The following is a 25,652-nucleotide window of genomic DNA, read 5'->3' as shown; positions in this document are numbered from 1 at the left end:
GAGAACCACATCCATGGCGCTAGACAACGCAACCAAAGCCCGCATCATCGCGGAATACAAACGCGGCGACAACGACACGGGTTCGCCCGAAGTGCAGATCGCATTGCTCACCGCCCGCATCGAGGGGCTGCAGCCGCACTTCGGCGCGCACAAGAAGGATCACCACTCCCGCCGGGGGCTGCTGAAGATGGTGTCGCAGCGTCGTCGACTGCTCGACTATCTCAAGCGCACCGAACCCGAGCGTTACCTCGAGCTCATCAAGCGGCTCGGCCTGCGTAAGTAATTCCCTCTTCCGGGCCGATCGCTGTCGTCCGGCTAGGCGAGGGTCGGCCCTCTCACCGAGAAAGGATCGTCCCTTGCCTACTGCCATCAAGAAAACCTTCACCTACGGTCGTCATCAGGTCACGCTGGAGACGGGCGAACTCGCCCGTCAGGCCTCCGGCGCCGTGCTCGCTTCCATGGACGACACCGTGGTGCTCGCCACCGTCGTCGCCGCCAAAGACGCCAAACCCGGGCAGGATTTCTTCCCGCTCACCGTCGACTACATCGAAAAGTTCTACGCTTCCGGGCGCATTCCCGGTGGCTTCTTCAAGCGCGAAGGCCGCCCCTCCGAGAAAGAGACGCTCACCTCGCGCCTCATCGACCGGCCGATCCGCCCGCTCTTCCCCGAAGGGTTCTACAACGAGGTGCAGATCGTCGCCACGGTGCTCTCGCTCAATCCCGAGGTGAACGCCGACATCGTGGCGATGATCGCTTCCAGTGCGGCGCTCGCCATCTCCGGAGTGCCTTTCCACGGGCCGATCGGCGCCTGCCGCGTGGGCTATCTCGACGGTCAGTATGTCCTCAACCCCAGCGCGAGTGAGCTCGAGAAGAGTGCGCTCGACCTGGTGGTGGCCGGCACCGAGAACGCCGTATTGATGGTCGAATCGGAAGCGCAGGAGCTGCCCGAAGACGTGATGCTCGGCGCCGTGGTCTTCGGTCACGAGCAGATGCAGGCGGCGATCCAGGCGATCAACGAACTCGTCGAGGTCGCGGGCAAGCCCGCCTGGGACTGGAAAGCCCCAGAGCCCAACGAGGCGCTGGTGGCGCGCATTCGCGAGCTCGCCTTCGCCGAGCTGGAAGAGGCCTTCCGCATCACCGCCAAGCAGGCGCGCAACGAGCGGCTCAAGGCGATCCGCGCGCAGGTGATCGAGAAGGTGCTCGCCGAGTTCGATCCGCTGCCCTCCATCCCCGACATCGAGGACATCCTCTTCACGATGGAAGCTTCCATCGTGCGCGGACGCATCCTCGCCGGAGAGCCGCGCATCGATGGGCGCGACACGCGCACCGTGCGCCCGATCGACATCCGGGTCGGGGTGCTGCCGCGCACGCACGGCTCCGCGCTCTTCACCCGCGGCGAGACGCAGGCGCTGGTGGTGGCCACGCTCGGCACGGGGCGCGACGAGCAGATCATCGATGCGATCGCGGGGGAATACCGCGAAAGCTTCATGCTGCACTACAATTTCCCGCCGTTCTCCACCGGCGAGACGGGGCGCGTCGGCTCGCCCAAACGCCGCGAGATCGGCCACGGCAACCTCGCCAAGCGGGCGCTCGCGGCCGTGCTGCCCAAGCAGGAAGATTTCCCCTACACCATCCGGCTCGTCTCCGAGATCCTGGAATCCAACGGTTCGAGCTCCATGGCCACCGTGTGCGGCGGCTCGCTCGCGCTGATGGACGCCGGTGTGCCGACCAAGGCGCACGTGGCGGGCGTGGCCATGGGCCTCATCAAGGAGGGCAACCGCTTTGCGGTGCTCACCGACATCCTGGGTGACGAGGATCACCTCGGCGACATGGACTTCAAGGTGGCCGGCACCGAGCGCGGCGTGACGGCCCTGCAGATGGACATCAAGATCCAGGGCATCACCAAGGAGATCATGCAGGTGGCGCTCGCCCAGGCGCGCGAAGGGCGCATGCACATCCTGCAGCTGATGCGCCAGGCGATGGGCGAAGCGCGCGGCGAGGTCTCGGCCTACGCGCCGCGCATGATCCAGATGAAGATCAACCCCGAGAAGATCCGCGACGTGATCGGCAAGGGCGGTTCGGTGATCCGGGCGCTGCAGGAAGAGACCGGCACCGTCATCGAGATTTCCGACGACGGCAACGTGACCATCTCCTCGTTCAGCGCCGAAGGAGCCGAAGAGGCCAAGCGGCGCATCGAGGAGCTCACGGCCGAAGTCGAGATCGGCAAGATCTACGAGGGTACGGTATTGAAGCTGCTCGATTTCGGTGCCATCGTCAACATCATGCCGGGCCGCGACGGGCTGCTGCACATCTCCCAGATCGCCGACGAGCGGGTGGAGAAGGTCTCCGACTACCTGCAGGAAGGCCAGAAGGTGCGCGTGAAGGTGCTCGAGACCGACGACCGCGGGCGCATCAAGCTCAGCCTCAAGGCGGTCAAGGAAGGAGAATGAGGCTTTGACAAGAAGGGCGATCGCGTTATAATGATCGCCTTTCCGGGGTGTAGCGCAGTCCGGTAGCGCGCTTGCTTTGGGAGCAAGATGTCGGGGGTTCGAATCCCTCCACCCCGACCACGCTACACCGGAATACTGCCTGGAACGGAATCTGCCCGTAGCTCAACCGGATAGAGCACCGGCCTTCTAAGCCGGGGGTTACAGGTTCGATTCCTGTCGGGCAGGCCACGCAAGGTTTTCGGCGGCGGCATTAGCTCAGTTGGTAGAGCACTGGATTGTGGCTCCAGGTGTCACCGGTTCGAATCCGGTATGTCGCCCCAGTTTTCATGAATAGGCCGGCCCTGCGTCGGCCTATTTTTCTTGACGGGTGCCCGATGACCGCTGAACTCATCGACGGAAAAGCCATTGCCCAGGCTCTGCGCCGCCGCATCGCCGAGCGCGTGCACGCCTTGCAGGAGCGCGGGGTCGTTCCCACGCTCGCCGTAGTTTTGGTGGGCGAGGATCCTGCCTCCCAGGTTTATGTGCGCAACAAGGTAGCTGCTTGCGCCGAGGTCGGAATCCGCTCGCGCAAGTATGAATTTCCAGCCGACGTCACCGTCGAACGGCTCTTGGCCTGCATCGACGCCTTGAACGGCGATGCCGAGGTCGATGGCATCCTCGTGCAGCTGCCACTGCCACCGCACATCGACGAGACTCTGGTGCTCGAGCGCATTGCCGTAGCCAAGGACGTCGACGGTTTTCACGCCGAGAACGTGGGGCGGCTGGTGCAGGGCCGGGAGTGCTTCTGGCCCTGCACGCCGCACGGCGTGATGCAGCTGCTTGCCTGGGAAGGCATCGAGCCGCAGGGGATGGACGCGGTGGTGGTGGGGCGTTCCAACATCGTCGGCAAGCCCATGGCGCTCATGCTGCTCAACGCGGGGGCGACGGTGACGGTGGCGCATTCGCGCACGCGAGAGCTCGCCGCGCACACCCGCCGCGCCGATCTGCTGGTAGTGGCGGTGGGTAAGCCCGAATTCATCACGGCCGAGATGGTCAAGCCCGGGGCGGTGGTGATCGACGTGGGCATCAACCGCCTGCCCGACGGTCGACTGGTGGGGGACGTGGCCGCCGAAGTGCGTGAGGTCGCCAGCCGGATCACACCCGTGCCCGGCGGCGTGGGGCCGATGACGATCGCCATGCTGCTGGAGAACACCTTGCTCGCAGCCCAGCGCCGCCGGGGGACCGCACCGTGAATGGAGAAGTCCTGCGCTACGGCGCCGGAGCGCCGCTCATCGGCGTGGTGATGGGATCTTCTTCCGACTGGCCGACGATGCGCGCCGCGGCCGAGGTGCTGCGCGAGTTCGAGGTGCCTTTCGAGGCGCGGGTGGTGTCGGCGCACCGCACGCCGGATCTGATGTTCGCCTACGCCGAGACGGCGCTCGAGCGGGGCTTGCGCGCGATCATCGCTGGCGCCGGCGGGGCGGCGCACTTGCCGGGGATGCTGGCGGCGAAGACGCCGGTGCCGGTGCTGGGCGTGCCGGTGGAGTCGCGCGCGCTGCACGGGCAGGATTCGCTGCTCTCCATCGTACAGATGCCCAAGGGCGTGCCCGTGGCCACCTTCGCCATCGGCGCGGCGGGAGCGGCGAACGCGGCGCTCTTCGCCGTGGCGATGCTCGCCGCCACGGACGAAGTGCTCGGGCAGCGGCTTGCCGATTTCCGCCGCTGCCAGAGCGAGGCGGTGCTCGCCATGCGCCTGGAGCCGCTGGAATGACGGTCGGGCGGATCGATGCGCCGGCAAGGCTGGCGATCCTGGGCGGCGGGCAGTTGGGGCGTTTCTTCGTGCGGGCGGCGCAGGAGCTGGGCTACGCGGTCTGGGTGCTCGATCCCGATCCCGAGGCGCCGGCCGGGCGCATCGCCGAGCGCCATCTGTGCGGGGCCTACGACGACGAGGCGCTGCTCGCCGAGCTCGCCGCGCATTGTGCCGCGGCAACCACTGAATTCGAGAACGTGCCCGCTACGAGCCTCGCCCGCCTCGCCCAGTCCATGCCCGTGCGTCCCGGCGCGACGGCGCTCGCCGTCTGCCAGGATCGCATCGAAGAGAAGTCCTTTCTCGCGCGCCACAGCCTGCCTCATGCCCCTTTCTTCGCCGTGCGTACGGCAGAAGACCTCGAGCGCGCACCCGAGTCGCTTTTTCCCGGGATTCTCAAGACGGCGCGCTTCGGCTATGACGGCAAGGGACAGGCGGCGGTCGCTGATCGGCAAGAGGCGCAGGCAGCCTTTGCCCGCTTCGGGCGCGACTGCGTGCTGGAAGCGCGGCTCGCCCTGGAGGCGGAGCTCTCGGTGGTGCTTGCCCGCGGCGCCGACGGGCGCATCGCCGCTTTCGCGCCCGGGCTCAACGTACATCGCAATGGCATTCTGGATACCACCTTCGCCCCGGCCCCCTTGCCGGCGACCGTGCTGCGCGAGGCCGGCGAGATCGCCGCGGCGCTCGCCGAGGCGCTCGAGTACGTCGGCACGCTGGGAGTGGAATTCTTCTACGCCGACGGCAGGCTCTACGTCAATGAGATGGCCCCGCGGCCGCACAACAGCGGGCACCATACGCTGGATGCGCACCGCGTCTGCCAGTTCGAGCAGCAGGTGCGCGCACTGTGCGGTTTGCCGCTCGCCGTGCCCGAGGCGCATTCGCCGGCGGTGATGGTCAACCTCTTGGGCGAAGCATGGTTCGTGGGCGAGACGCTGCGCGAGCCGCCCTGGCACGAGATCCTCTCCCTGCCGGGCTTGCGGCTGCACCTCTACGGCAAGCGTGAGGCGCGGCGAGGACGCAAGATGGGTCATTTCACCGTCACGGCGGCAACGCTTACCGAGGCGCTTGCCGTAGCGAGCGAAGCGCGGCAACGTCTGGGGCTGCCGCCGCTGCCGCCCTTGCCCCGATGAGCGCGCGCATCCTATCCCCCAGCGAAGAGGCTCTGGCCGAGGCGGCAGCAAGGCTTCGCGCCGGCGAACTGGTGGGGCTGCCGACCGAGACGGTCTATGGCCTTGCCGCCGACGCGCGCAATCCCGCGGCGGTACGGCGCATCTTCGCTGCCAAGGGACGGCCCAGCGATCATCCCCTCATCGTGCATCTGCCTTCGGCCGAACACCTGCCGCAGTGGGCGCGCGACATCCCTGAAGAGGCCTGGACGCTCGCGCACCGTTTCTGGCCCGGTCCTTTGACCCTGGTGCTTCGGCGCAGCGATGGGGTGCCGCTGGAGGTGACGGGGGGGCAGGAGACGGTGGCGCTGCGCGTACCGGCGCATCCCGTGGCCTTGGCGCTGCTGCGCGCCTTCGGCTCGGGGCTCGCGGCACCCAGCGCCAACCGCTTCGGCCGGGTGAGCCCGACCACCGCCGCCGACGTGCTCGAGGAATTGGGCGAGGCGGTGGCGCTCGTGCTCGACGGCGGCCCCTGTCCGGTGGGGGTGGAATCGACCATCCTCGATCTCTCCCGCCTCGACACCGTGGGTCCCGTCATCCTGCGTCCTGGCGCGATCGGCGCCGAGGAACTGACCGAGGCGCTGGGGCGTCCCGTGGCGATGGCCGATGGCGGCGCGCCGCGCGTCTCGGGCTCGCTTCCCGGCCATTATGCGCCGGCGACGCCGGTGCGCCTCGTCGCAGCCGGGGAGATCGAACCCGTCGTGACCCAGCAGCTCGCCCAGGGAAAACGCATCGCCCTGTGGAGCAGGCATCCCGTTGCCGCCTCGCAGGTGGTGTGGCAGGAACTGCCCGCCGCGCCCGAAGATCTCGCCCGCCGCCTCTACGCGCAGCTGCGCGCCTTCGATCGGCTCGGGGTCGACGAAATCGTCATCGAACGTCCGCAGGGGAAAGAGCCCCTGGTGCGGGCGCTCGCCGACCGTCTGGAGCGCGCCGCGCGCGGCTCCGGCGGGCGCTGAACCTTTGCTCATCGAGGAGCCGTTTCGATCATGACCGTCCGCACGCGTTTCGCTCCCAGCCCCACCGGTTATCTGCACATCGGCGGTGCGCGCACCGCGCTCTTTTCCTGGGCCTATGCCCGCCACCACGGCGGTGCGTTCATCCTGCGCATCGAGGATACCGACCGCGAGCGCTCGACGCCCGAAGCGGTCCAGGCCATCCTCGACGGCATGCACTGGTTGCAGCTCGACTACGACGAAGGGCCCTATTACCAGACGCAGCGCATGGAGCGCTATCGCGAGGTGATCGCGCAGATGCTCGCGGCCGGCACCGCCTACTACTGCTACATGAGCCCGGAGGAGCTGGAAGCGCTGCGCGAGGCGCAGCGGGCCCGCGGGGAGAAGCCGCGCTACGACCGGCGCTGGCGTCCCGAGCCCGGCAAGACCCTGCCGCCTCCGCCGCCGGGGGTGCGGCCGGTGGTGCGCTTCAAGAATCCACTCACCGGCACCGTCGCCTGGGACGATCTCGTCAAGGGGCGCATCGAATTCGCCAACGAGGAACTCGACGACTTCATCATCGCCCGCGCCGACGGCACGCCCACCTACAATTTCTGTGTGGTGGTCGATGACTGGGACATGCGCATCACCCACGTCATCCGTGGCGACGATCACGTTAATAATACGCCGCGCCAGATCAACCTCTACCTCGCGCTCGGCGCCCCTCTGCCGCAGTTCGCCCACCTCCCCATGATCCTGGGGCCGGACGGGCAGAAACTGTCGAAGCGCCACGGGGCGGTGTCGGTGATGCAGTACCACGAAGACGGCTATCTGCCGGAAGCGGTGATCAACTATCTCGCCCGCCTGGGCTGGAGCCATGGCGACGACGAGATCTTCACCCGCGAGCAGTTCGTCGCCTGGTTCGACCTCAAGGACGTCAATCCGTCGCCCGCGCGCTTCGACTTCGACAAGTTGCGCTGGCTGAATGCCCACTACATCAAGCAGGCCGAGGTGCGCCGGCTCGCAGCCGATTGCGCCGAGCGGCTCGCACGGCGCGGCGTCGCGGTTACTGACACGGCGGCGCTCGAACCCGTGGTGGCGCTCTACCAGGATCGGGTGCAGACTCTGGAGGAACTGGCCGACTGCGCCGAGCCGTTCGTGATCGAGGTGCACCCCCTGCCCGAGCTGCGGGAAAAGCACCTCGACGAGGAAGCGCGCCGGGCGCTCGCCGAGCTCCGTCGCCGGCTCGAAGCGATTCCGGAAGAAGAATGGCGGCGCGAGCGGCTCGCCGCAGCGATCAAGGAAACGCTCGCCGCGGCCGGCGTGAAGATGCCCAAGCTCGGCATTCCGCTGCGGGTGGTGCTGCTGGGCGTGCCGCAATCGCCGGCGCTGGAGGCGGTGCTCGAAGTGCTGGGGCGGGAACGTACGCTTTCGCGGCTCGAGCGCGCCCTCTGAGCGCGCGGCCATGGCGGGGATCCTCGAACTCACGCCGGCGCGCCTGCAGTGGCGCGAGGGCGTGCCGGCGCACGGCGACTACGACGACGTCTATCACTCGGTACATGGAGCGCTCGCCCAGAGCCGGCACGTCTTTCTCGGCGGCACGGGGCTGCCGCAGGCGTGGGCGGGGCGGGCACACTTCGCCATCCTGGAGACGGGATTCGGGCTGGGAGGGAATTTTCTCGCCACCTGGGCTGCCTGGCGTTCGGATCCCCGACGCGCGCAGCGGCTCGATTTCGTCTCTCTGGAAAAGCATCCACTCACGGCCGAAGACTGGCGCTGCGTATGGGCGCACGGCGAACCCGAACTTCGCCCGCTCGCGCAGGCGCTGGCCTCGCGTCTGCCGCCGCTCGTGCCGGGCATCCACACCCTTGAGCTCGACGAGGGTCGGGTGCGGCTCTTTCTCGTCTATCACGACGCTGCGACGATCGGAGAGATCGAAGGCCGGTTCGACGCGGTCTATCTCGACGGCTTCGCGCCGGCGAAGAATCCCGCCATGTGGTCGGAAGCGCTCATCGCCGAGGTGGCGCAGCGCATGAAACCAGGCGCGCGCCTTGCCACCTGGTGCGCGGCGGGCGAGGTGCGCCGCAGGCTCGCCGCTGCGGGCTTGAGCGTGCGTCCGGCGCCCGGATTTGCTGGCAAGCGGGAGATGACCGTCGCCTGGCGCGAGGGAGTGCTCGCCGAGGAGCGCCGTCCCGGACGGGTGGCGGTGATCGGCGCGGGCGTGGCAGGGGCGAATCTCGCCCATGCGCTCGCACGCCGCGGCGTGCCGGTCACGCTCTTCGAACGTGAAGCGTCGCCGGGACAGGGCGCTTCGGGCAACCTCGCCGGGGTGCTGCGCTGGCTGCCGAGCGCCGATGACAATCGCCTCTCGCGCTGGACGCGCGCTGGCACGCTCGCCGCCCACGCCATGCTGCGCGAATGGGAAGCGCAGGGGATCGACGCCCCTTGGGGACCGAGCGGGGTGGCGCACCTGGCACGCGACGAAGCGCAGGCGCGCAAGCAGCGGATAGCGCTCGAGCGCCTCGTCCCGCCGCCCGAGGTCTTGAGCTGGCTTGATGCGGCCACCCTCTCGGAGCGCATCGGCTGGCCGGTGGATCAAGGCGGATGGTGGTTCGGCATCGGCGGCTGGATCGGCCCGCAGCGCTGGTGCCGGCGCCTGCTCGAACTCGCCGGCTCCTGTCTTACCTTGCGCTGCGCCACGGCGGTGGGCTCGCTCGAGCCGTGCGCGCCGGGTTGGCGCGTGCGCGACGCCGAGGGGAGCGTCCTGGAAGAAGTCGATGCGGTGGTGCTCGCTGCTGGCGCGGAAGTCCCTTCGTTCGCCCAGGCGGCCAGCCTGCCGATCCGGCCCGCGCGCGGCCAGGTGTCGCTCGCACCGGCCGAGGCAGGTTCGCCGCCCCGGGTGACGGTATGCCGCAACGGCTACGTGACACCGGAAGTCTCGGGGCAGCGCGCCTTCGGCGCCACGTTCGCCGTGGGCGACACGGACCCCGCCGTGCGCCCTGCCGATCACCGGGAAAACCTCGTCAAGCTCGAGGCGATCCTGCCCGGCTATACGGCGGGGCTCGATCCCGCTTCGCTCGAAGGGCGGGTCGGGTTTCGGCCGGCGGTGCCCGATCGCCTACCGGTGGTCGGGCCCGTGGGCGATGCACCGGGGCTCCTCGTGCTCTCGGGGTTTGGTGCGAGGGGGCTTGCCTTCGCGGTGCCGGCCGCGCGGCTTGCCGCGGCCCTGCTCTGCGGCGAACCCTGGCCGCTCGAGCGCACTACGGCGCTCGCAGCCGATCCGGCACGCTTCGCCCGCCGCTGAATCGCTTTACTCCTCCGGCCGCATGGCGGGGAAGAGGATGACGTCGCGGATGTTGGGACTGTCGGTGAGCAGCATCACCAGCCGGTCGATGCCGATGCCGCAGCCGCCGGTGGGCGGCATGCCGTATTCGAGTGCCCGGATGTAATCGGCGTCGAAGTACATTGCTTCCTCGTCGCCGGCCTCTTTTGCCCGCACTTGCGCGAGAAAGCGTTCGGCCTGGTCTTCCGGATCGTTCAATTCGGAAAAACCATTGGCGATCTCGCGCCCGACGATGAAGAGCTCGAAGCGCTCGGTGATCTCGGGATTGGTGTCGCTGCGGCGCGCGAGCGGCGAGACTTCGGCCGGATAGTCCACGATGAAGGTCGGCGACCAGAGTTCGGCTTCCGTCGTCTCTTCGAAGAGCGCAAGCTGCAGCGCTCCCAGGCCCATGTCGGGTTTGACCTCGACGCCCAGCTCGGTGAGCTTGGCGCGTAGCCACTGCGGATCCTCGAGTTGGGCGCGGGACCAGCCAGGATGATGTTTCTGGATCGCCTCGACGATGGTGAGCCGCGCGAAAGGCTGCGACAGGTCGAGCTCGCGCCCCTGGTAGAGGAAGCGCTCCGAGCCCAGCGCCACGCGCGCCGCATGACGGATCAGCCCTTCGGTGAAATCCATCATCTTGCGGTAGTCGCTGTAGGCTTCGTAGAACTCCATCATGGTGAATTCGGGATTGTGCCGCGGCGAGATCCCTTCGTTGCGGAAGTTGCGGTTGATCTCGAAAACCTTCTCGAATCCCCCCACCACCAGGCGCTTGAGGTAGAGCTCGGGGGCGATGCGCAGGTACATCGGTATGTCGAGCGCGTTGTGGTGGGTGACGAAAGGCCGGGCGTTGGCTCCACCGGGGATGGGGTGCAGCATGGGCGTTTCGACTTCGAGAAAGCCGTATTCGAGCATGTAGTCGCGGATCGCCTGGATGAGTCGGCTACGCGCGACGAAGCGCTGGCGCGTTTCCTCGCTCATGATGAGATCGACGTAGCGCTGGCGGTATTTCAGTTCCTGGTCGGCGAGTCCATGGTACTTGTCCGGTAGCGGGCGCAGGCTCTTGGTGAGCAAGCGGATCGATTCGGCGTGGATGGTGAGCTCGCCGGTGCGCGTCTTGAAGAGATGGCCTTCCACGCCGACGATGTCACCGATGTCCCAATGCTTGAAGTCTTCATAGACTTCGGCCCCGACGGCGTCGCGCGCCACATACACCTGGATGCGGCCGGAGAGATCCTGGATCGTGATGAAGCTTGCCTTGCCCATCACGCGCTTCAACATGATGCGGCCGGCCACGACCGCAGCGGGCTTGAGTTCCTGCAGTTTTTCCGGCTCGGCTTCGCCGTAGGCTTCGTCGAGCTTGGCGGCGAGGTTGAGCCGCTCGAAATCGTTGGGAAAGGCGGGGCCGCGTACACGCAGCGCCGCGAGCTTCTTGCGCCGTTCGGCGATGATGCGGTTCTCGTCGGCAAGGGAGAGAGGCTCGGAATTCATCGGTTCCGTCATTGGAGGGCTCGGGATCTGGGCGAACGAAAGGGGGAATTTTCGCATTTCCGGGACAAGGGGGCAAACATGGCGTCGACTCTGACGCCGTCAGCCTCGTGCAAGCGAAGCGTGCCAGAATCGGCTAAAGTTTTTTCGAGGGGAGCCGATAATCCCCAAAACACCGAGGAAAGAGGACATGGACTGGTTCTGGCGCGCCTACGACTGGGTGGAGCGAACGTTCTTTACCACGGTCACGAAGAAATTCTCGAGCTTTCTGCTCTTGCCGCTCATCGCTTCGGCGGGGTTCCTGCTGCTGCATTCGTTGCGGGCCAGGATCGACGAGCTGCTCTTGCGGCAGGGGAACGAGGCCTTGCGCGCCGAGGTGGCGGCGGTTTTCGCCGATGTCTTTGGCGAATTCGGGGTGCTCATGGTCGCGATGCTGCTCGTCGCCGTCGGCCTCATCCTCTACATGCGCCACCTCGTCGTGCGGCCGCTGCGGCGCATGACCGAGATTTTTCGCACCCTCAGCAACGACCGGCGCGAAGGGGATTTCTCCGTCGACCTGCCGGTGATGACGCACGACGAGCTGGGGGAACTTGCTAAAGCCTACAACGCTTTTGCCGAAAAGATGCGGGGCATCATCGCCGATCTGCGTCGCGCGAGCGTGGAAGTGGGAGGGGATGCGGTGCGCGCCGATGCCAAGGCGATCGCGGCCGAACGGCAAGCGCAGGCGCAGCTGCAGCTGGCCGAGGAGGTATTCGCCGCGAGCGAGCGCACGAGCGCCGCGATCGACGAAGTGCGGCAGCGCACCCTCGGGCTCGATGCCACGATGCGGAAAAACCTGGAGGAAGTCCTGGAATCGCTGCAGGAACTGCACTCGGTCGTCGAACGGGTGGGCGCCTCGCGCGAGCACCTGGTCGGTTTCACCGCCACCGTCGGGGAACTGGCGCAGCGCTCCGGAGAGATCCGCCAGATCGCGGGGCTCATCCGCGAGGTGGCCGATCAGACCAACCTGCTGGCGCTCAATGCGGCGATCGAGGCGGCGCGCGCCGGCGAGTACGGCCGCGGTTTCGCGGTGGTGGCCGACGAGGTGCGCAAGCTCGCGGAGCGGGTCAACCAGTCCTCGCAGGAGATCACGCGAGACATCGATGCCATGATCGGCATCGTACAGCAGACCCAGGCGCAAAACGAGGCGATCAACGCCGACATGGACGAGACGCAGCGCTCGATCGCCCTGGTGGAGGGTAGTTTCACCCGCATGGCCGAAGACTTCCGGCAAGGGCGCGAGAGCCTCGAAGAGATCGTCTCGGCCACGGATCACTTGATGCAGGCCAACGAGGTGGCCCACGGTCACGTCAAGGAAATCTCCGGGGTGAGCGCCTCGGTGCGCAACCTCATGCAGGAGACGCGCAGCGACATCGACGCTCTGACCGAACGCACCGAGACCATCCTCGAGATGCTGGCGCGCTACCGGGTCGGGCGCGGCCGCTTCGACCAGGTGGTGCGCGAGGAGCGGAGCATTCGCGACGCCATCCAGGCCCAGCTCGAAGCGATGGCGCGCGAGGGAATCGACGTATTCGACCGCAACTACCGGCCGTATCTCAATTGCGATCCGCCGAAATTCAAGCTCGCCTGGAGCGACGAGTTCGTGCGCCGCTGTCAGCACCTGCTGGACGAGGGGCTGGCGCGGATCCCGGAGGCGGTGTTCGTGGTGGCCGTCAATACCGACGGCTACCTCTCGGCGCACAACGCGAAGTTCAGCAAACCCCTCACGGGCGACCGGGAAAAGGATCTCGTGGGTAATCGGACCTATCGCAAGTTCGACAATCCCCGCGAGCTGCGCGCAGCGCAGAATACCGCTCCGGTGCTGATGCAGACCTACCGCCGCGACACGGGCGAGGTCCTCGTCGATGTCGCCATGCCGATCTACGTCGATGGCCGCCTGTGGGGGAACGTGCGCGTCGGCCTGCCGATCGAAGCCCTGAGCAAGGACTGAGCGCTGCTCAGTGGTGCAGGATCTGCCCGAGGAAGCGGCGCGTGCGCTCTTCCTTCGGGTGGAGGAAGAATTCCTCCGGCGGGGCCTGCTCCACGATCTCGCCGCGGTCCATGAAAATCACCCGGTCGGCCACGGTGCGCGCAAAGCCCATCTCGTGGGTCACGCACAGCATGGTCATCCCCTCGGCGGCGAGTTCGATCATGGTGTCGAGCACTTCCTTGACCATCTCCGGGTCGAGCGCCGAAGTGGGCTCGTCGAAGAGCATGATCTTGGGCTTCATGCACAGCGCCCGGGCGATCGCCACGCGCTGCTGCTGTCCCCCCGAGAGCTGGCCCGGATACTTGTGCGCCTGATCGGCGATGCGCACCCGCTGAAGATACTGGAGCGCCAGTGCTTCGGCCTCTTTCTTTGGCATTTTCTTCACCCAGATCGGCGCCAGCGTACAGTTTTCGAGCACCGTGAGGTGAGGGAAGAGGTTGAAGTGCTGGAAGACCATCCCTACCTCACGGCGGATGGCATCGATCGCTTTCACGTCCTCGGTGAGTTCGATGCCGTCGACGACGATGCGCCCTCGTTGATGCGCCTCCAGCCGGTTGATGCAACGGATGAGGGTCGATTTGCCCGAACCCGAAGGGCCGCAGATCACGATGCGCTCGCCGGCCATCACCGTGAGATCGATGTCCTTGAGCACGTGGAAATCCTGATACCACTTGTTGACGCGCTCCATGAGGATCATCACCTCCTGGGTCTTGTGCGATTCGAGGCGCGTGAGCGTCTCTTCCATCAGTTCCATTCGGTTCTCCCGTCGGGGAAATGAAGGGGGTCAGCGCTTTTCGCTACGCGCCAGGCGTTTTTCCAACGCGATCGAATAGCGCGACATGCCGAAGCAAAACAGGAAATAGACGAAGGCGGCGAAGACATAGCCTTCGGTGGAAAACCCGAGCCACTCGGGGTCGACTGTGGCCCGGTGCACCGCGGTGAAGAAGTCCGCCAGGCCGATGATGATCACCAGGCTCGTGTCCTTGAAAAGGGCGATGAAGGTGTTGACGATGCCGGGAATCACCAGACGCAGGGCCTGCGGCAGGATCACGAGCCCCATCGACTGCCAGTAGCTCAAGCCGAGGGCATGGGTGGCTTCGTATTGCCCCTTGGGGATGGCCTGCAGCCCGCCGCGCACGACTTCGGCGAGATAGGCCGCCTCGAAGAGGATGACGGCGATGAGCGCCCGCACGAGTTTGTCGATCGACATCTGCTCGGGCAGGAAGAGCGGCAGCATCACCGAGGACATGAAGAGCACCGTGATGAGCGGCACGCCGCGCCAGAATTCGATGAACGTGATGCAGACGATCCGGATCGCCGGCAGCTGCGAGCGTCGCCCCAGGGCGAGCAGGATGCCCAGCGGCAGGGCACCGGCGATCCCGACGGAGGCGATCACGAGCGTGAGCATCAGCCCGCCCCATTGGTCGGTAGGCACGGTCGCTAGCCCCAGGATGCCCGCCCCGTAGAGCAGCCACCACACCAGCAAGGGCGTGAGGAGGAAATAGCCGAGCGCCCAGCGGCGCCGCTGCGGAAAACGGGAGAAGAAGAGCGGAGCCGCCAGCACGATGATCGACAGGGCCGCCAGATCGACCCGCCAGCGTTGCTCTATGGGGTAGAAGCCGTAGAGGAATTGCCCGAAGCGCTGGCCGATGAAGATCCAGCAGGCGCCGCCGGGATGGCAGTCGGCACGGGAACTCCCTTGCCAGGTCGCGTCGAAAAAGAGCCAGTCGAGCACGGGGGGAACGAAGCGCCACAAAAGGTAGATGGCGAGCAGGGTGAGCGCCGTGTTGACCGGGCCGGAGAAAAGGTTCTCCCGTAGCCAGCGCAGAACATCGATGCGCACGACGGGAGGGCGAAGGGAAGGGGAGGAGGACATGGCGGTTCCTCAACGTTCGACCAGCGCCATGCGCCGGTTGTACCAGTTCATGACGAGCGAGATCGTCAGGCTGATGAGCAGATACACCGCCATCGTCATGGCGATGGTCTCGATCGCCTGTCCGGTCTGGTTGAGCACCGTGCCGGCGAAGAGCCCCACGAGGTCGGGATAGCCGATTGCCGCCCCCAGGGAAGAGTTCTTCGTCAGATTGAGGTACTGGCTGGTGAGCGGCGGGATGATGACGCGCATGGCCTGCGGCAGGACGATGAGGCGCAGGCGCTGGCGCGGCGTCAGACCCAGGGCGATCGCCGCCTCGATCTGCCCGCGCGGCACCGACTGGATGCCGGCGCGCACCGTCTCGGCGATGAAGGCAGCGGTGTAGAGCGACAGCGCGACCGTGAGCGCGACGAGCTCGGGCAACAAGACCCAGCCGCCGCGGAAATTGAATCCCTGCAGCTGGGGGAGTTCCCAGGTAAATGGAGCGCCGAAGATCAGGCGGGCGGCGAGCGGCAAGCCGAAGAGCAGCAACAGGGCGACCCGTCCCGTGGAAAAAGGCTCGCCGGTGTGCTCCTGCCGGCGTCGCGCCCAGCGTCTCAGGATGATCACGGCGGCGAGCGCGATGCCAAGCGCGAGCACGATGGGGGCGAATCCCTCGGCGGGAATGGGCCGCGGCACGTAGAGTCCTCGGATATTGAGGAAGAACGCACCCAGGAACTCGTGGCTCTGGCGCGGCGAAGGCATGGCGCGCAGCACCGCGAAGTACCAGAAGAAGATCTGCAGCAGCGGAGGAACGTTGCGAAAGGTCTCGACGTAGAGGGCCGACAGGCCGCGGATGAGTGCATTCTCGGCCAGACGCCCGATGCCCACGAGAAAGCCCAGCACGGTGGCGAAGACGATGCCCAGCGCCGCTACGAGCAGCGTATTGAGCAGACCGATCACGAAGACGCGCGCGAAGCTGTCGGTTTCGCGATAATCGATGAGCGTCTGCAGGATGCCGAAGCCGGCGGGATTCTTCAGGAATCCGAAGCCGGAAGCGATGCCGCGCACCGTGAGATTGTGCACGGTGTTGTGCACGATCCAGCCGGCGAAAAGGGCGATCGCCAGCACGGTGAGGATCTGGGCCGCGAGGGCGCGGATCTTCGGGTCATAGAGCCAGCGGCGCGGTCCGCCGCCGCGAAGCGTCTCGCCAGGGGTCATGTCGGATCAGCCGGAACGGTCCGCCGTCAGGACGACGGCGGACAGGGGAGAAGGAAGAGGGATCAGCGGAAAGGCGGGGCGTACTGCAATCCGCCCTTGTTCCATTGGGCGTTGAGGCCACGTTCGATCTTGAGGGGGCTTCCTTTGCCGACGTTGCGCTCGAACATCTCGCCGTAGTTGCCCACCTGCTTGACGATCTGGTAGGCCCAGTCTTTCTTGAGCTTCATGTCCTTGCCGAAATCGGTGTCCAGCCCCAGCAGGCGCCGTACCTCGGGGTTGGTGGAGGTCTTGGCCATCTGGTCGACGTTGGCCGAGGTGATGCCGTATTCCTCGGCGGCGACGAGGGCGAAGAGCGTCCAGCGCACCACGTTGAACCACTCGGAGTCCCCCTGCCGCACCACGGGGCCGAGCGGCTCTTTGGAGATCACTTCGGGCAGCACGACGTAGTCGTCGGGGTTGGCGAGCTTGATGCGCTGGGCGTAGAGCTGGGACTGGTCGGAGGTGAGCACGTCGCAACGGCCCGATTCGAGCGCCTTGGCCGACTCGTCGGACTTCTCGTAGGTGACAGGTGTGTATTTCATGCCGTTGGTGCGGAAGTAGTCCGAGAGGTTCATCTCGGTGGTGGTCCCCGCCTGGATGCAGACGGTGGCGCCGTCGAGCTCACGGGCGCTCTTCACGCCCAGCTTCTTGTTCACGAGAAAGCCCTGGCCGTCGTAGTAGGTGACGCCGGTGAAGGACATGCCCATGCCGACGTCGCGCGAGATGGTCCAGGTGGAGTTGCGCGACAGCACGTCGATCTCGCCCGATTGCAGCGCGGTGAAACGCTCCTTGGCGGTGAGCGGCGTGAATTTCACTTTCTTCGCATCGCCGAAGAGCGCCGCGGCCACCGCACGGCAGAAATCCGCGTCGATGCCTGCATAGTTGCCGCTCGCGTCGGTGTAGGAAAATCCCGGCAGGCCGTCGCTGACGCCGCAATGCAGCACGCCGCGTTTGAGCACGGTGTCGAGCGTCTGTCCCGCCCAGGCGGGAGTAGCGAGGGAGCACGCCGCGGCGAGCGCCGCAACGAGGGCTTTTTTCTTCATGGGGAGCTCTCCTTTAGGGTGCGGGACCGTTGGAAAGTATCGGACAGAGGCTGGCGGATCGCAAGAGGGAATGGGGAAATCAGCGACTAGGGATTTCCCTAAGGGGCGGCAAGCCAGAAAGGCTCGCCGCCCAAGGTCGAGTCAGCGTTTGCGGGCGGGAGGCAGGTCGGTGCAGCTCCCTTCGGCCACTTCCGCCGCCAGTCCTACCGTTTCGATGAGCGTCGGGTGGGGATGGATGGTGCGGGCGATGTCACCCGCTTCCGCCCCCATTTCGATCGCCAGGCAGATCTCGCCGATCAGATCCCCCGCGCCGGCGCCGACGATGGCCCCGCCGACCAGACGATGCGTTTCGGCGTCGAACAGCAGTTTGGTGAATCCTTCCTCGCAGCCGTTGGCGATCGCTCGCCCCGAGGCAGCCCAGGGAAAGACGGCTTTCTCCACTTTGAGTCCGCGGGCCTTGGCTTCGGTTTCGGTGAGCCCGGCCCAGGCGATCTCGGGGTCGGTGTAGGCCACCGAGGGGATCTGCAGCGCATCGAACGCCGCTTTGCGGCCGGCGGCCGCTTCCGCCGCCACGTGTCCTTCGTGCACGGCCTTGTGCGCGAGCATCGGATTGCCGGTGAGATCTCCGATCGCAAAAACGTGCGGCACGTTGGTGCGCCGTTGCGGATCGACCGGGATGAATCCTCGCTCGTCGAGATGCACGCCCGCCGCCTCGAGCCCGAGCAGGGGGCCGTTGGAGCGACGCCCCACGGCCACCAGCACGAGGTCGTAGCGTTGCGCTTCCTTGGGCGCCGCTTCGCCATCCAACATCGCCCAGATGCCGTCGTCGCGCGCTTCCAGCGCCGTGGTGCGCGTGTTGCGGTAGAGCGCGCCGAAGCGGGCGGCGTTTTTCTTCTCCCAGACGCGAACGAGGTCACGGTCGGCGCCGGGAAAGAGATCTGCCGTCGCCTCCACCACATCGACCGTGGCGCCGAAGGCGGCATAGACCGTACCCATTTCCAGGCCGATGATGCCGCCGCCCACCACCAGCATGCGCCGTGGCAGCAAGGGCAGCGCCAGCGCACCGGTGGAATCGACCACGCGGGGGTCGTCCGGCTGGAATGGCAGGCGCACTGGCCGCGAACCGGCGGCGAGGATCGCCTGTTCGAATTCGACGATCTCCACGGTGCCGCTCGGGCGCGCCGGATCGCCCTCCATGCGCCGCACTTCGAGGTGATGGAGCCCGACGAGCCGGCCTTCTGCCTGCAGCACCCGCACGCCGCGCGCCTTGGCCATGCCCGCAAGGCCTTTGGTTAGCCGTCCGACGACCTCGTCGCGGTGCGCGCGTACCCGCTCGAGCTCGATTGTTGGCGCCTCGAAGACGATCCCGGCCTGGGCGAGATGCGTGCGCGCATCGATTGCTGCAGCCAGATGCAGCAGGGCCTTGGAGGGGATGCAGCCCACGTTGAGGCACACCCCCCCAAGCACCGCCTCGCGTTCGACCAACAGCACGTCGAGCCCGAGATCGGCCGCGCGAAACGCCGCGGAATAGCCCCCGGGGCCGCCGCCGAGTACGAGCAGCTGGCAGCGGTGGTGGACTTCTCCGGCGAAGGCGGGCGCGGCCGACACTGCCGCTGCCGCTGCGTCGGATCGAGGAGCGGAATGCGTCGCCGCCGGCATGGGAGCCGATCCGGTCTGCGCCGGAGCGGACGCAGCGACGGCTCCGGCTGGGGCAGAGGACGCCTCGGCCTGCTTGCCCGCCTCGGCGGCTTCGAGGCGAATGACAGGAGTGCCTTCGGAGACCTTGTCGCCGACCTTGACGAGCACCTCGCGCACGATGCCGGCCACGGGGCAGGGCACGTCCATGGTGGCCTTGTCCGATTCGAGGGTGCAGATCGGATCTTCGGGCGCGAGCACGTCGCCGGGCTTGACCAGCACCTCGATCACCGGCACGTCGTGATAGTCCCCGATGTCCGGTACCTTTACTTCGATGAGGGACATGGAATTCGCCTCCGCTTTAGAGCAGTACCCGCCGGAAATCGGCGAGCAGCTGGGCAAGGTGGGTGGTGAAGCGCGTGGCGTAGGCCCCGTCGATGACGCGATGATCCGCCGTGAGCGACAGCGGCAGGATCTGGCGCGGCACGAACGCCTTGCCGTCCCACACCGGTTTGACGGCGATCTTGTTCACGCCCAGGATCGCCACCTCGGGCGCGTTGATGATAGGGGCAAACCCCGTGCCGCCGATTCCTCCCAGGCTGGAGATGGTGAAGGTGGCGCCTTGCATCTCGGCCGGCTTGAGTTTGCCTTCGCGCGCCTTGCGGGCGAGCTCGGCCGTCTCGACCGCGATCTCGCGCAGCCCCTTCTTGTCGGCCTCTTTCAGCACCGGCACCACCAGACCTTGCGGCGTGTCGGCGGCAAAGCCGATGTGGTAGTAGCGCTTATAGACGAGCTTGTCCCCGTCGAGGCTGGTATTCATGTCGGGGAAGCGCTGCAGCGCCGCCACCACCGCCTTGATGAGGAAGGCGAGCATGGTGAACTTGATCCCTTCCTTTTCGTGCTCGCGGTTGAGCTCGCGGCGGAAGGCTTCGAGCTCGGTGACGTCGGCCTCGTCGTGGTAGGTGACCGCCGGGATCATGATCCAATTGCGCGCGAGGTTCGCCGCCGAGATCTTCTTGATGCGCCCCAGCTCCTTGACCTCGATCGGGCCGAACTTGGCGAAGTCGACCTTGGGCCAGGGCGGCAATTCCAAGCCGGCGAGCAACGAGCCGCCGCCCGCCTTGGACGGCTCCCTGGTTTCACTTTGCATCACGCGCTTGACGTGGGCGACGACGTCTTCACGCAGAATGCGGCCGTTCGGCCCGGACGGAGTGACCTTGGAGAGATCGACTCCGAGCTCGCGGGCAAAGGCACGCACCACGGGGCTGGCGTGGATCTTGCCGCCGAGCTGGATCGGTGTAGGTGCGACGGGGGCAGGGGCTGCGGGTTCAGCCACCGGCGCCCATGCCGCCGCACCGACGGCAGGAGCCGATCGGGGCGGCTCGGCAGGGGCAGACGTTTCGCCGCCGGTTGCCGATGCCGGCGTGCCCGATTCGGCGGGAGGCTCGGCCGGTGTCGCCACGGAGGCATGCGCCTCGGCCTCCTTGCCGGCTTCTTTGGCTTCGAGGCGGATGACGGGGGTACCTTCGGAGACCTTGTCGCCGACCTTGACGAGCACTTCGCGCACGACGCCGGCCACGGGGCAGGGCACGTCCATGGTGGCCTTGTCCGATTCGAGGGTGCAGATCGGATCTTCGGGCGCGAGCACGTCGCCGGGCTTGACCAATACCTCGATCACCGGCACGTCGTGATAGTCGCCGATGTCCGGTACCTTCACTTCGATGAGGGATGCCATCGGGAATCTCCTTTAGGCCGTGCGCGGGTTGGGTTTGGCGGGATCGATGCCGTAGCGGACGATGGCCTCGGCCACCTTGCGCCGCGGCAGTTCGCCGTCTTCGGCAAGTGCCATGAGCGCGGCGAGCGTCACCCAATGCCGGTCGACCTCGAAATGGAATCGCAGCTTTTCGCGGGTATCGGAGCGCCCGAAACCGTCGGTGCCCAGCGTGTAATAGGTGCGCTTGACGAAGGGACGGATCTGCTCGGCAAAGAGCTTGACGTAGTCGGTCGCCGCCACCGCTGGTCCGCGGTGCCCGGAGAGCTTCTGCTCGACGTGGCTCTTGCGCGGCGATTCCAGCGGATGCAGCAGGTTCCAGCGCACCGTGTCCTGGCCGTCGCGGGCGAGCTCGTTGAAGCTCGTGCAGCTCCACACGTCGGCGGCCACGCCCCAGTCCTCGCGCAGGATGTCGGCCGCGGCCATCACTTCGCGCAGGATGGAGCCGCACCCCATGAGCTGCACGCGGGGCGCGTCGCCGGCCGGGGCAGCGCGCAGCAGATACATTCCCTTGAGAATGTCCTCGCGCACGCTCTCGCCTTCGGGCATGGGCGGATGCTCGTAGTTCTCGTTGAGCACGGTGATGTAGTAGAAGACGTCTTCCTGTTCCGCCATCATGCGCCGCAAGCCTTCGTGCACGATCACGGCGAGTTCGTACTGGAAGGTCGGGTCGTAGCTGATGCAGTTGGGCACGACGTGCGCGAGCACGTGGCTGTGGCCGTCCTGGTGCTGCAGCCCTTCCCCGTTCAAGGTCGTGCGCCCCGAGGTGCCGCCGATGAGAAAGCCCCGGGCGCGCTGATCTCCCGCCGCCCAGATGAGATCCATCGTGCGCTGGAAGCCGAACATGGAATAGAAGATGTAGAAGGGGATCGTGATCACGTCGTGCACGCTGTAGCTCGTGGCCGCCGCGATCCAGTCGCTCGTCGCGCCCGCTTCGTTGATCCCCTCCTCCAGGATCTGGCCGTCGCGCGACTCCTTGTAGAACATCAGCTGGTCATGATCCTCGGGAACGTATTTCTGCCCTTCCTGGTTCCAGATGCCGAACTGGCGAAACATCCCTTCCATGCCGAAGGTGCGCGACTCGTCCGGTACGATGGGCACCACGCGCTTGCCGATCTTCTTGTCGCGCATGAGCTGGATCATCATGCGTACCAGCGCCATGGTCGTGGAGATCTCGCGCCCTTCGCCGCTGCCGGCAAAGAAGGAGGCAAACGATTCGAGCGGCGGAATTTCCAGCGATTCGCTCGCTTTCTGCCGCCGCTGCGGCAGATAGCCGCCCAGCGCCTGGCGCCGTTCGTGCATGTAGCGCGCCTCGGGCGAGTCGGGCGCGAAAGTGAGGAAAGGCAGCGCATCGATCTGGTCGTCGGGGACCGGGAGACGGAAACGGTCGCGGAAACTGCGGATCGCGTCGTGATCCATTTTCTTTGCCTGGTGGGCGATGTTCATCGCCTCGCCCGCCTGGCCCATGCCGTAGCCCTTGATGGTCTTGGCGAGGATCACCGTCGGCTGCCCCTGGTGCTCGACGGCGGCCTTGTAGGCGGCGTGCACCTTGAAAAGGTCGTGGCCGCCGCGGTTGAGTTCCCAGATTTCCTCGTCGGTCCAGTCGGCCACCAGTGCTTTCAGCTCGGGGGTGTTGAAGAGGTGTTCGCGGATGTAGGCCCCGTTCTTGGCGCGGAACGTCTGGTAGTCGCCGTCGCACAGCTCCATGAGGCGCTTTTTCAGGATGCCCTGCTTGTCGCGGGCAAAGAGCGCGTCCCAGCGCGAGCCCCAGATCACCTTGATGACGTTCCAGCCGGCGCCGCGGAACTCGGCTTCCAGTTCCTGGATGATCTTGCCGTTGCCGCGCACCGGACCGTCGAGCCGCTGCAGGTTGCAGTTGATGACGAAGATGAGATTGTCGAGCTTCTCGCGCGCTGCCATACCGATCGCGCCCAAGGTCTCGACCTCGTCGACTTCCCCGTCGCCGACGAAACACCACACTTTGCGCTTGGCGGCTCGTTCCGCGTCGAGCAGCCCCCGGCAGGCGAGATACTTGATGAAGCGCGCCTGATAGATCGCCTGGATGGGACCCAGCCCCATGGAGACGGTGGGAAATTGCCAGAAGGCCGGCATCAGCCAGGGGTGGGGATAGGAGGAAAGCCCCTTGCCGTCGATCTCGCGCCGATAGCTGATGAGCTGCTCTTGCGTGAGCCGGCCGAGCATGAAGGCGCGCGCGTAGATGCCCGGAGCGGAGTGTCCCTGGAAGAAGACGAGGTCCCCTGGATGCTTTTCGTTCGGCGCATGGAAAAAGTGGTTGAACCCCACGTCGTAGAGCACGGCGGCCGAGGCGAAGGAAGCGATATGCCCGCCCACGTTGGAATCGCGGTTGGCACGTACCACCATGGCCATCGCATTCCAGCGGATGTACGAGTGGATCTTGATTTCCAGATCGGGGTCGCCCGGATAAGGCGGCTGCAGTTCGACCGGGATGGTGTTGATGTAGGCGGTGTTGGCCGAATAGGGAATGTCAACGCCGTGTTCTCGGGCCTCTTCGATCAAGGTCTCGAGGAGCGCGTGCGCCCGCTCCGGGCCTTCGTGTTCGAGGACGGCGTCGAGCGCGTCCAACCACTCGCGTGTTTCTTCAGGATCCGGATCTGGATGGACGTGGTGCTGGGACTGGACGGACATGAGCGGCTCCTTTTGCGGTGTACATCCCGCAATATAAAATTTAATTTCACGAAGCGCAATCGTGCGCTGCAGCACGAAGAGACGGTGGCATGACTACGGGTTTCCCCTAGTGGTGGAATGGCCAGGAATGCGCGACATTGTCGGTCGAGGAATTTTTCCGTCTCCGTGCGTTCCCACCTACCGATGAAGACCAGTCTCCCCGTCAGTTCCTCGCGCGACGATGCCCCTGTGCGTTTTGGCGCCGCAGGGGCCCTGTTTGCCCTGATCATGTTAGGCGCCGGAGCCATGCTTTACCAGTGGGGCGCTTCGGAAGCCGCCACCGGCGTCAACGCCGAGATGCTGACCATGCTGCTGGTGATCGCTGCTCTGGGAGCGTGGGTGATCGTGCTCCTCGTTCGCATTCGGCAGCGTGGTTTGGCCCTGAGGCGGCTCGAACGCGAGCGGGACCGGCTCTTCCATTTTTCGCTCGACCTGCTGGCAGTGCTGGGGCAAGACGGAAAGATCCTGCGCTGCAATGCGGCGTTCCCCCGAGTGCTCGGCTATACCGAGAGGATGCTGCAGGGCAAGTCGCTCATCGATCTGGTGCACCACGACGACTTGGCCGAAACGATGTCGGCCCTGCGCCGGCTCTCGAGCGGCGAGGCGGTGGAATTCGTCGCCCGCATGCATGGTATTACCGGCGAATATCGTTGGCTGTCGTGGCACATCAACCCGGTCAATGACGAGGATGCCTGCTACGCCATCGCTCATGACATCACCCGAGCAAAACAGACCGAGCAGGCGCTGCAGGCCGAGATGGCCTTTCGCCGCGCGATGGAGGAATCCCTCGTCACCGGCCTGCGGGCGATCGATCTGCAGGGGCGCATCATCTATGTGAACCCCGCCTTCTGCCGATTGGTGGGGTTCACGGAGGAAGAACTGCTCGGGTGCGGGCCACCGTTTCCCTATTGGCCGGAGGAATCGCTCGAGACGTGCTGGGAGAGCCTGCGCATGACGCTCGCGGGCCGTTTCCCTCCCGAGGGGTTCGACATGCGCATCCGGCGCAAGGACGGCGAGCGGCTCGACGTGCGTTTTTACCTCTCTCCGCTCATCGATGGCGAGGGGCGGCACACCGGCTGGATGGCGGCCGTGACCGACGTGACCGAGGCGCGGCGGGTGCGCGCCGCGCTCGAAGCGGCCCAACGCCGTTTCGCTGCGGTGCTGGAGGGGCTCGATGCCGCGGTCTTCGTGGCAGACTGGGAAAGCGACGAGATCCTCTTCGCCAACCGGGCATTCAAGCGCATCTATGGTTTCGACGCGGTGGGACAGCGGGCGTCGGCCTTGGGCGTGCCTCGACCGTTCTCTCTCGAACCGGAGGATGCCCATCCCGACGAAGAGACGCTACCCCGCGAGCTGTTCGACGGCGAAGTGCAGCATCCCGAGTCCGGGCGCTGGTACCATGTGCACGAGCAGCTCACGCGCTGGGTCGATGGGCGCATCGTGCGCATGGCGATCGCCACCGACATCACCGTCCATCAGCATCTGCGCGCGCTGGAGCTGCAGCGCCAGGCCCAACTGCAGCAGACGGCGCGGCTCATCACCATGGGCGAGATGGCGTCGACCCTCGCGCACGAGCTCAACCAGCCACTCGCGGCGATCGCCAATTATTGTCGCGGCGGCATGAGCCGGCTGGAGCAGGGTCGGCTCGACGAGGCGGCCGCGCGTGCCGTGCTCGAGAAAGCGGCGACGCAGGCCGAGCGCGCCGGCTCCATCCTCAACCGCATCCGCGACTTCGTGCGCAAGTCCGAACCGCGGCGCGAGTCGGTGCCGCTTGCCGAAATTGTAGAGGGGGCCGTCGAGATCATGACACCCGAGGCCAAGCGGCACAACGTGCGTCTTCTGGTGGAGCTTCCCGAGGTGCTGCCGCCGGTGCGCGCCGACCAGATCCTCATCGAGCAAGTTCTGGTGAATCTGATCCGCAACGGCATCGAAGCGATGGCGCGCACGAGGCCGGCTGCGCGCCAGATCCGGGTACAGGCGGCACGTCAGGACGAACGCCACGTGGCCGTGGCCGTGATCGATCGGGGCCGCGGTCTCTCGCCGGAAGAACGAGAGCAGATCTTCACCTCCTTTTTCACCACCAAACCCGACGGTCTGGGCATGGGCCTGAAGATCTGCCGCTCCATCGTCGAATTCCATGAGGGACGGCTCATGGTGGAGGACAATCCCCAAGGGGGGACGGTGTTTCGCTTCACCCTGCCGCTGGAGGAATGAG

The 25,652-nt window shown here is 66.3% G+C and carries 18 protein-coding genes and 3 tRNA genes; 13 read left to right on the top strand and 8 right to left on the bottom strand.

The annotated features are described in order from the left end of the window. The first annotated feature begins 13 nt into the window (after positions 1 to 13). The 11 genes from rpsO (at position 14) to mnmC (ending at position 9,635) form a co-directional block, all read left to right on the top strand. Positions 14 to 283, top strand: a complete 270-nt coding sequence (gene rpsO / locus EPD82_RS05390; RefSeq protein WP_055423569.1) for a 30S ribosomal protein S15 — start codon at positions 14 to 16, stop codon at positions 281 to 283. Between the two features lie 73 nt (positions 284 to 356). Further along, the gene (gene pnp / locus EPD82_RS05385; protein WP_055423570.1) at positions 357 to 2,450 is read left to right on the top strand and encodes a polyribonucleotide nucleotidyltransferase; all 2,094 of its coding nucleotides are present in this window, start codon (positions 357 to 359) and stop codon (positions 2,448 to 2,450) included. Positions 2,451 to 2,493: 43 nt separating this feature from the next. Beyond that, a tRNA-Pro gene (locus EPD82_RS05380) sits at positions 2,494 to 2,570 on the top strand. Between the two features lie 31 nt (positions 2,571 to 2,601). Continuing rightward, a tRNA-Arg gene (locus tag EPD82_RS05375) sits at positions 2,602 to 2,678 on the top strand. 16 nt (positions 2,679 to 2,694) lie between these two features. Beyond that, positions 2,695 to 2,770, top strand: a tRNA-His gene (locus EPD82_RS05370). 54 nt (positions 2,771 to 2,824) lie between these two features. Next, entirely contained in the window at positions 2,825 to 3,682 is an 858-nt protein-coding gene (gene folD, locus EPD82_RS05365) for a bifunctional methylenetetrahydrofolate dehydrogenase/methenyltetrahydrofolate cyclohydrolase FolD (RefSeq protein WP_055423571.1), read from the top strand. 50 nt (positions 3,683 to 3,732) lie between these two features. Further along, positions 3,733 to 4,200: a 5-(carboxyamino)imidazole ribonucleotide mutase gene (gene purE, locus EPD82_RS05360; RefSeq protein ID WP_055423646.1), complete on the top strand. Its 468-nt coding sequence runs from the start codon at positions 3,733 to 3,735 to the stop codon at positions 4,198 to 4,200. Further along, positions 4,197 to 5,363 carry a 5-(carboxyamino)imidazole ribonucleotide synthase gene (locus tag EPD82_RS05355; RefSeq protein ID WP_055423572.1) on the top strand — a complete coding sequence of 389 codons (1,167 nt, stop codon included), beginning with the start codon at positions 4,197 to 4,199 and terminating at the stop codon, positions 5,361 to 5,363. Before purE ends, EPD82_RS05355 begins: the two co-directional genes overlap by 4 nt. Beyond that, positions 5,360 to 6,355: an L-threonylcarbamoyladenylate synthase gene (locus EPD82_RS05350; protein WP_055423573.1), complete on the top strand. Its 996-nt coding sequence runs from the start codon at positions 5,360 to 5,362 to the stop codon at positions 6,353 to 6,355. The genes EPD82_RS05355 and EPD82_RS05350 overlap by 4 nt, the downstream gene beginning before the upstream one ends. A gap of 30 nt (positions 6,356 to 6,385) precedes the next feature. Further along, on the top strand, positions 6,386 to 7,786 hold the full coding sequence (gene gltX / locus EPD82_RS05345) for a glutamate--tRNA ligase (RefSeq protein ID WP_141056002.1): 1,401 nt from the start codon (positions 6,386 to 6,388) through the stop codon (positions 7,784 to 7,786). A 10-nt stretch (positions 7,787 to 7,796) separates the two neighbouring features. Continuing rightward, positions 7,797 to 9,635 carry a bifunctional tRNA (5-methylaminomethyl-2-thiouridine)(34)-methyltransferase MnmC2/FAD-dependent 5-carboxymethylaminomethyl-2-thiouridine(34) oxidoreductase MnmC1 gene (gene mnmC, locus EPD82_RS05340; protein ID WP_141056000.1) on the top strand — a complete coding sequence of 613 codons (1,839 nt, stop codon included), beginning with the start codon at positions 7,797 to 7,799 and terminating at the stop codon, positions 9,633 to 9,635. Positions 9,636 to 9,641: 6 nt separating this feature from the next. Here mnmC and lysS read toward each other — a convergent pair whose 3' ends face one another. Further along, a complete protein-coding gene (gene lysS / locus EPD82_RS05335) occupies positions 9,642 to 11,144 on the bottom strand; it encodes a lysine--tRNA ligase (RefSeq protein ID WP_206202194.1) in 1,503 nt (500 codons plus the stop codon). Positions 11,145 to 11,331: 187 nt separating this feature from the next. Here lysS and EPD82_RS05330 point away from each other — a divergent pair, with 187 nt between their 5' ends. Beyond that, positions 11,332 to 13,131, top strand: a complete 1,800-nt coding sequence (locus EPD82_RS05330) for a methyl-accepting chemotaxis protein (protein WP_141055998.1) — start codon at positions 11,332 to 11,334, stop codon at positions 13,129 to 13,131. Positions 13,132 to 13,138: 7 nt separating this feature from the next. Here EPD82_RS05330 and EPD82_RS05325 read toward each other — a convergent pair whose 3' ends face one another. From EPD82_RS05325 to aceE, 7 genes are all read right to left on the bottom strand, one after another. Next, positions 13,139 to 13,867: an amino acid ABC transporter ATP-binding protein gene (locus EPD82_RS05325; protein WP_055423647.1), complete on the bottom strand. Its 729-nt coding sequence runs from the start codon at positions 13,865 to 13,867 to the stop codon at positions 13,139 to 13,141. Between the two features lie 87 nt (positions 13,868 to 13,954). After that, complete coding sequence (locus tag EPD82_RS05320; protein ID WP_055423578.1) at positions 13,955 to 15,046, bottom strand: amino acid ABC transporter permease; 1,092 nt, start codon at positions 15,044 to 15,046, stop codon at positions 13,955 to 13,957. 9 nt (positions 15,047 to 15,055) lie between these two features. Next, positions 15,056 to 16,243, bottom strand: coding sequence for an amino acid ABC transporter permease (locus EPD82_RS05315; RefSeq protein WP_141055996.1), 1,188 nt, complete (start codon positions 16,241 to 16,243; stop codon positions 15,056 to 15,058). 62 nt (positions 16,244 to 16,305) lie between these two features. Next, positions 16,306 to 17,325, bottom strand: coding sequence for an amino acid ABC transporter substrate-binding protein (locus EPD82_RS05310; protein ID WP_055423580.1), 1,020 nt, complete (start codon positions 17,323 to 17,325; stop codon positions 16,306 to 16,308). Between the two features lie 141 nt (positions 17,326 to 17,466). Beyond that, entirely contained in the window at positions 17,467 to 19,305 is a 1,839-nt protein-coding gene (lpdA, locus tag EPD82_RS05305) for a dihydrolipoyl dehydrogenase (RefSeq protein ID WP_141055994.1), read from the bottom strand. 16 nt (positions 19,306 to 19,321) lie between these two features. Next, entirely contained in the window at positions 19,322 to 20,695 is a 1,374-nt protein-coding gene (locus EPD82_RS05300) for a dihydrolipoyllysine-residue acetyltransferase (protein ID WP_141055992.1), read from the bottom strand. A gap of 12 nt (positions 20,696 to 20,707) precedes the next feature. Continuing rightward, positions 20,708 to 23,398, bottom strand: a complete 2,691-nt coding sequence (aceE, locus tag EPD82_RS05295) for a pyruvate dehydrogenase (acetyl-transferring), homodimeric type (protein WP_141055990.1) — start codon at positions 23,396 to 23,398, stop codon at positions 20,708 to 20,710. Between the two features lie 285 nt (positions 23,399 to 23,683). Here aceE and EPD82_RS05290 point away from each other — a divergent pair, with 285 nt between their 5' ends. Further along, positions 23,684 to 25,651 carry a PAS domain-containing sensor histidine kinase gene (locus tag EPD82_RS05290; RefSeq protein ID WP_198289030.1) on the top strand — a complete coding sequence of 656 codons (1,968 nt, stop codon included), beginning with the start codon at positions 23,684 to 23,686 and terminating at the stop codon, positions 25,649 to 25,651. The last annotated feature ends 1 nt before the right edge of the window (position 25,652 follow it).

Source organism: Tepidiphilus succinatimandens, from assembly GCF_006503695.1.
GTDB lineage: Bacteria > Pseudomonadota > Gammaproteobacteria > Burkholderiales > Rhodocyclaceae > Tepidiphilus > Tepidiphilus succinatimandens.
This window is presented reverse-complemented; position numbering and strand designations above follow the sequence as displayed.

What these genes read in the sequence shown, in the direction of transcription:
- rpsO (WP_055423569.1), top strand. Translation starts at nt 14, where the DNA reads ATGGCGCTAGACAACGCAACCAAAGCCCGCATCATCGCGGAATACAAA.
- folD (WP_055423571.1), top strand. Translation starts at nt 2,825, where the DNA reads ATGACCGCTGAACTCATCGACGGAAAAGCCATTGCCCAGGCTCTGCGC.
- purE (WP_055423646.1), top strand. Translation starts at nt 3,733, where the DNA reads ATGGGATCTTCTTCCGACTGGCCGACGATGCGCGCCGCGGCCGAGGTG.
- EPD82_RS05355 (WP_055423572.1), top strand. Translation starts at nt 4,197, where the DNA reads ATGACGGTCGGGCGGATCGATGCGCCGGCAAGGCTGGCGATCCTGGGC.
- EPD82_RS05350 (WP_055423573.1), top strand. Translation starts at nt 5,360, where the DNA reads ATGAGCGCGCGCATCCTATCCCCCAGCGAAGAGGCTCTGGCCGAGGCG.
- gltX (WP_141056002.1), top strand. Translation starts at nt 6,386, where the DNA reads ATGACCGTCCGCACGCGTTTCGCTCCCAGCCCCACCGGTTATCTGCAC.
- mnmC (WP_141056000.1), top strand. Translation starts at nt 7,797, where the DNA reads ATGGCGGGGATCCTCGAACTCACGCCGGCGCGCCTGCAGTGGCGCGAG.
- lysS (WP_206202194.1), bottom strand. Translation starts at nt 11,144, where the DNA reads ATGAATTCCGAGCCTCTCTCCCTTGCCGACGAGAACCGCATCATCGCC.
- EPD82_RS05330 (WP_141055998.1), top strand. Translation starts at nt 11,332, where the DNA reads ATGGACTGGTTCTGGCGCGCCTACGACTGGGTGGAGCGAACGTTCTTT.
- EPD82_RS05325 (WP_055423647.1), bottom strand. Translation starts at nt 13,867, where the DNA reads ATGATCCTCATGGAGCGCGTCAACAAGTGGTATCAGGATTTCCACGTG.
- EPD82_RS05320 (WP_055423578.1), bottom strand. Translation starts at nt 15,046, where the DNA reads ATGTCCTCCTCCCCTTCCCTTCGCCCTCCCGTCGTGCGCATCGATGTT.
- EPD82_RS05315 (WP_141055996.1), bottom strand. Translation starts at nt 16,243, where the DNA reads ATGACCCCTGGCGAGACGCTTCGCGGCGGCGGACCGCGCCGCTGGCTC.
- EPD82_RS05310 (WP_055423580.1), bottom strand. Translation starts at nt 17,325, where the DNA reads ATGAAGAAAAAAGCCCTCGTTGCGGCGCTCGCCGCGGCGTGCTCCCTC.
- lpdA (WP_141055994.1), bottom strand. Translation starts at nt 19,305, where the DNA reads ATGTCCCTCATCGAAGTAAAGGTACCGGACATCGGGGACTATCACGAC.
- EPD82_RS05300 (WP_141055992.1), bottom strand. Translation starts at nt 20,695, where the DNA reads ATGGCATCCCTCATCGAAGTGAAGGTACCGGACATCGGCGACTATCAC.
- aceE (WP_141055990.1), bottom strand. Translation starts at nt 23,398, where the DNA reads ATGTCCGTCCAGTCCCAGCACCACGTCCATCCAGATCCGGATCCTGAA.
- EPD82_RS05290 (WP_198289030.1), top strand. Translation starts at nt 23,684, where the DNA reads ATGCTTTACCAGTGGGGCGCTTCGGAAGCCGCCACCGGCGTCAACGCC.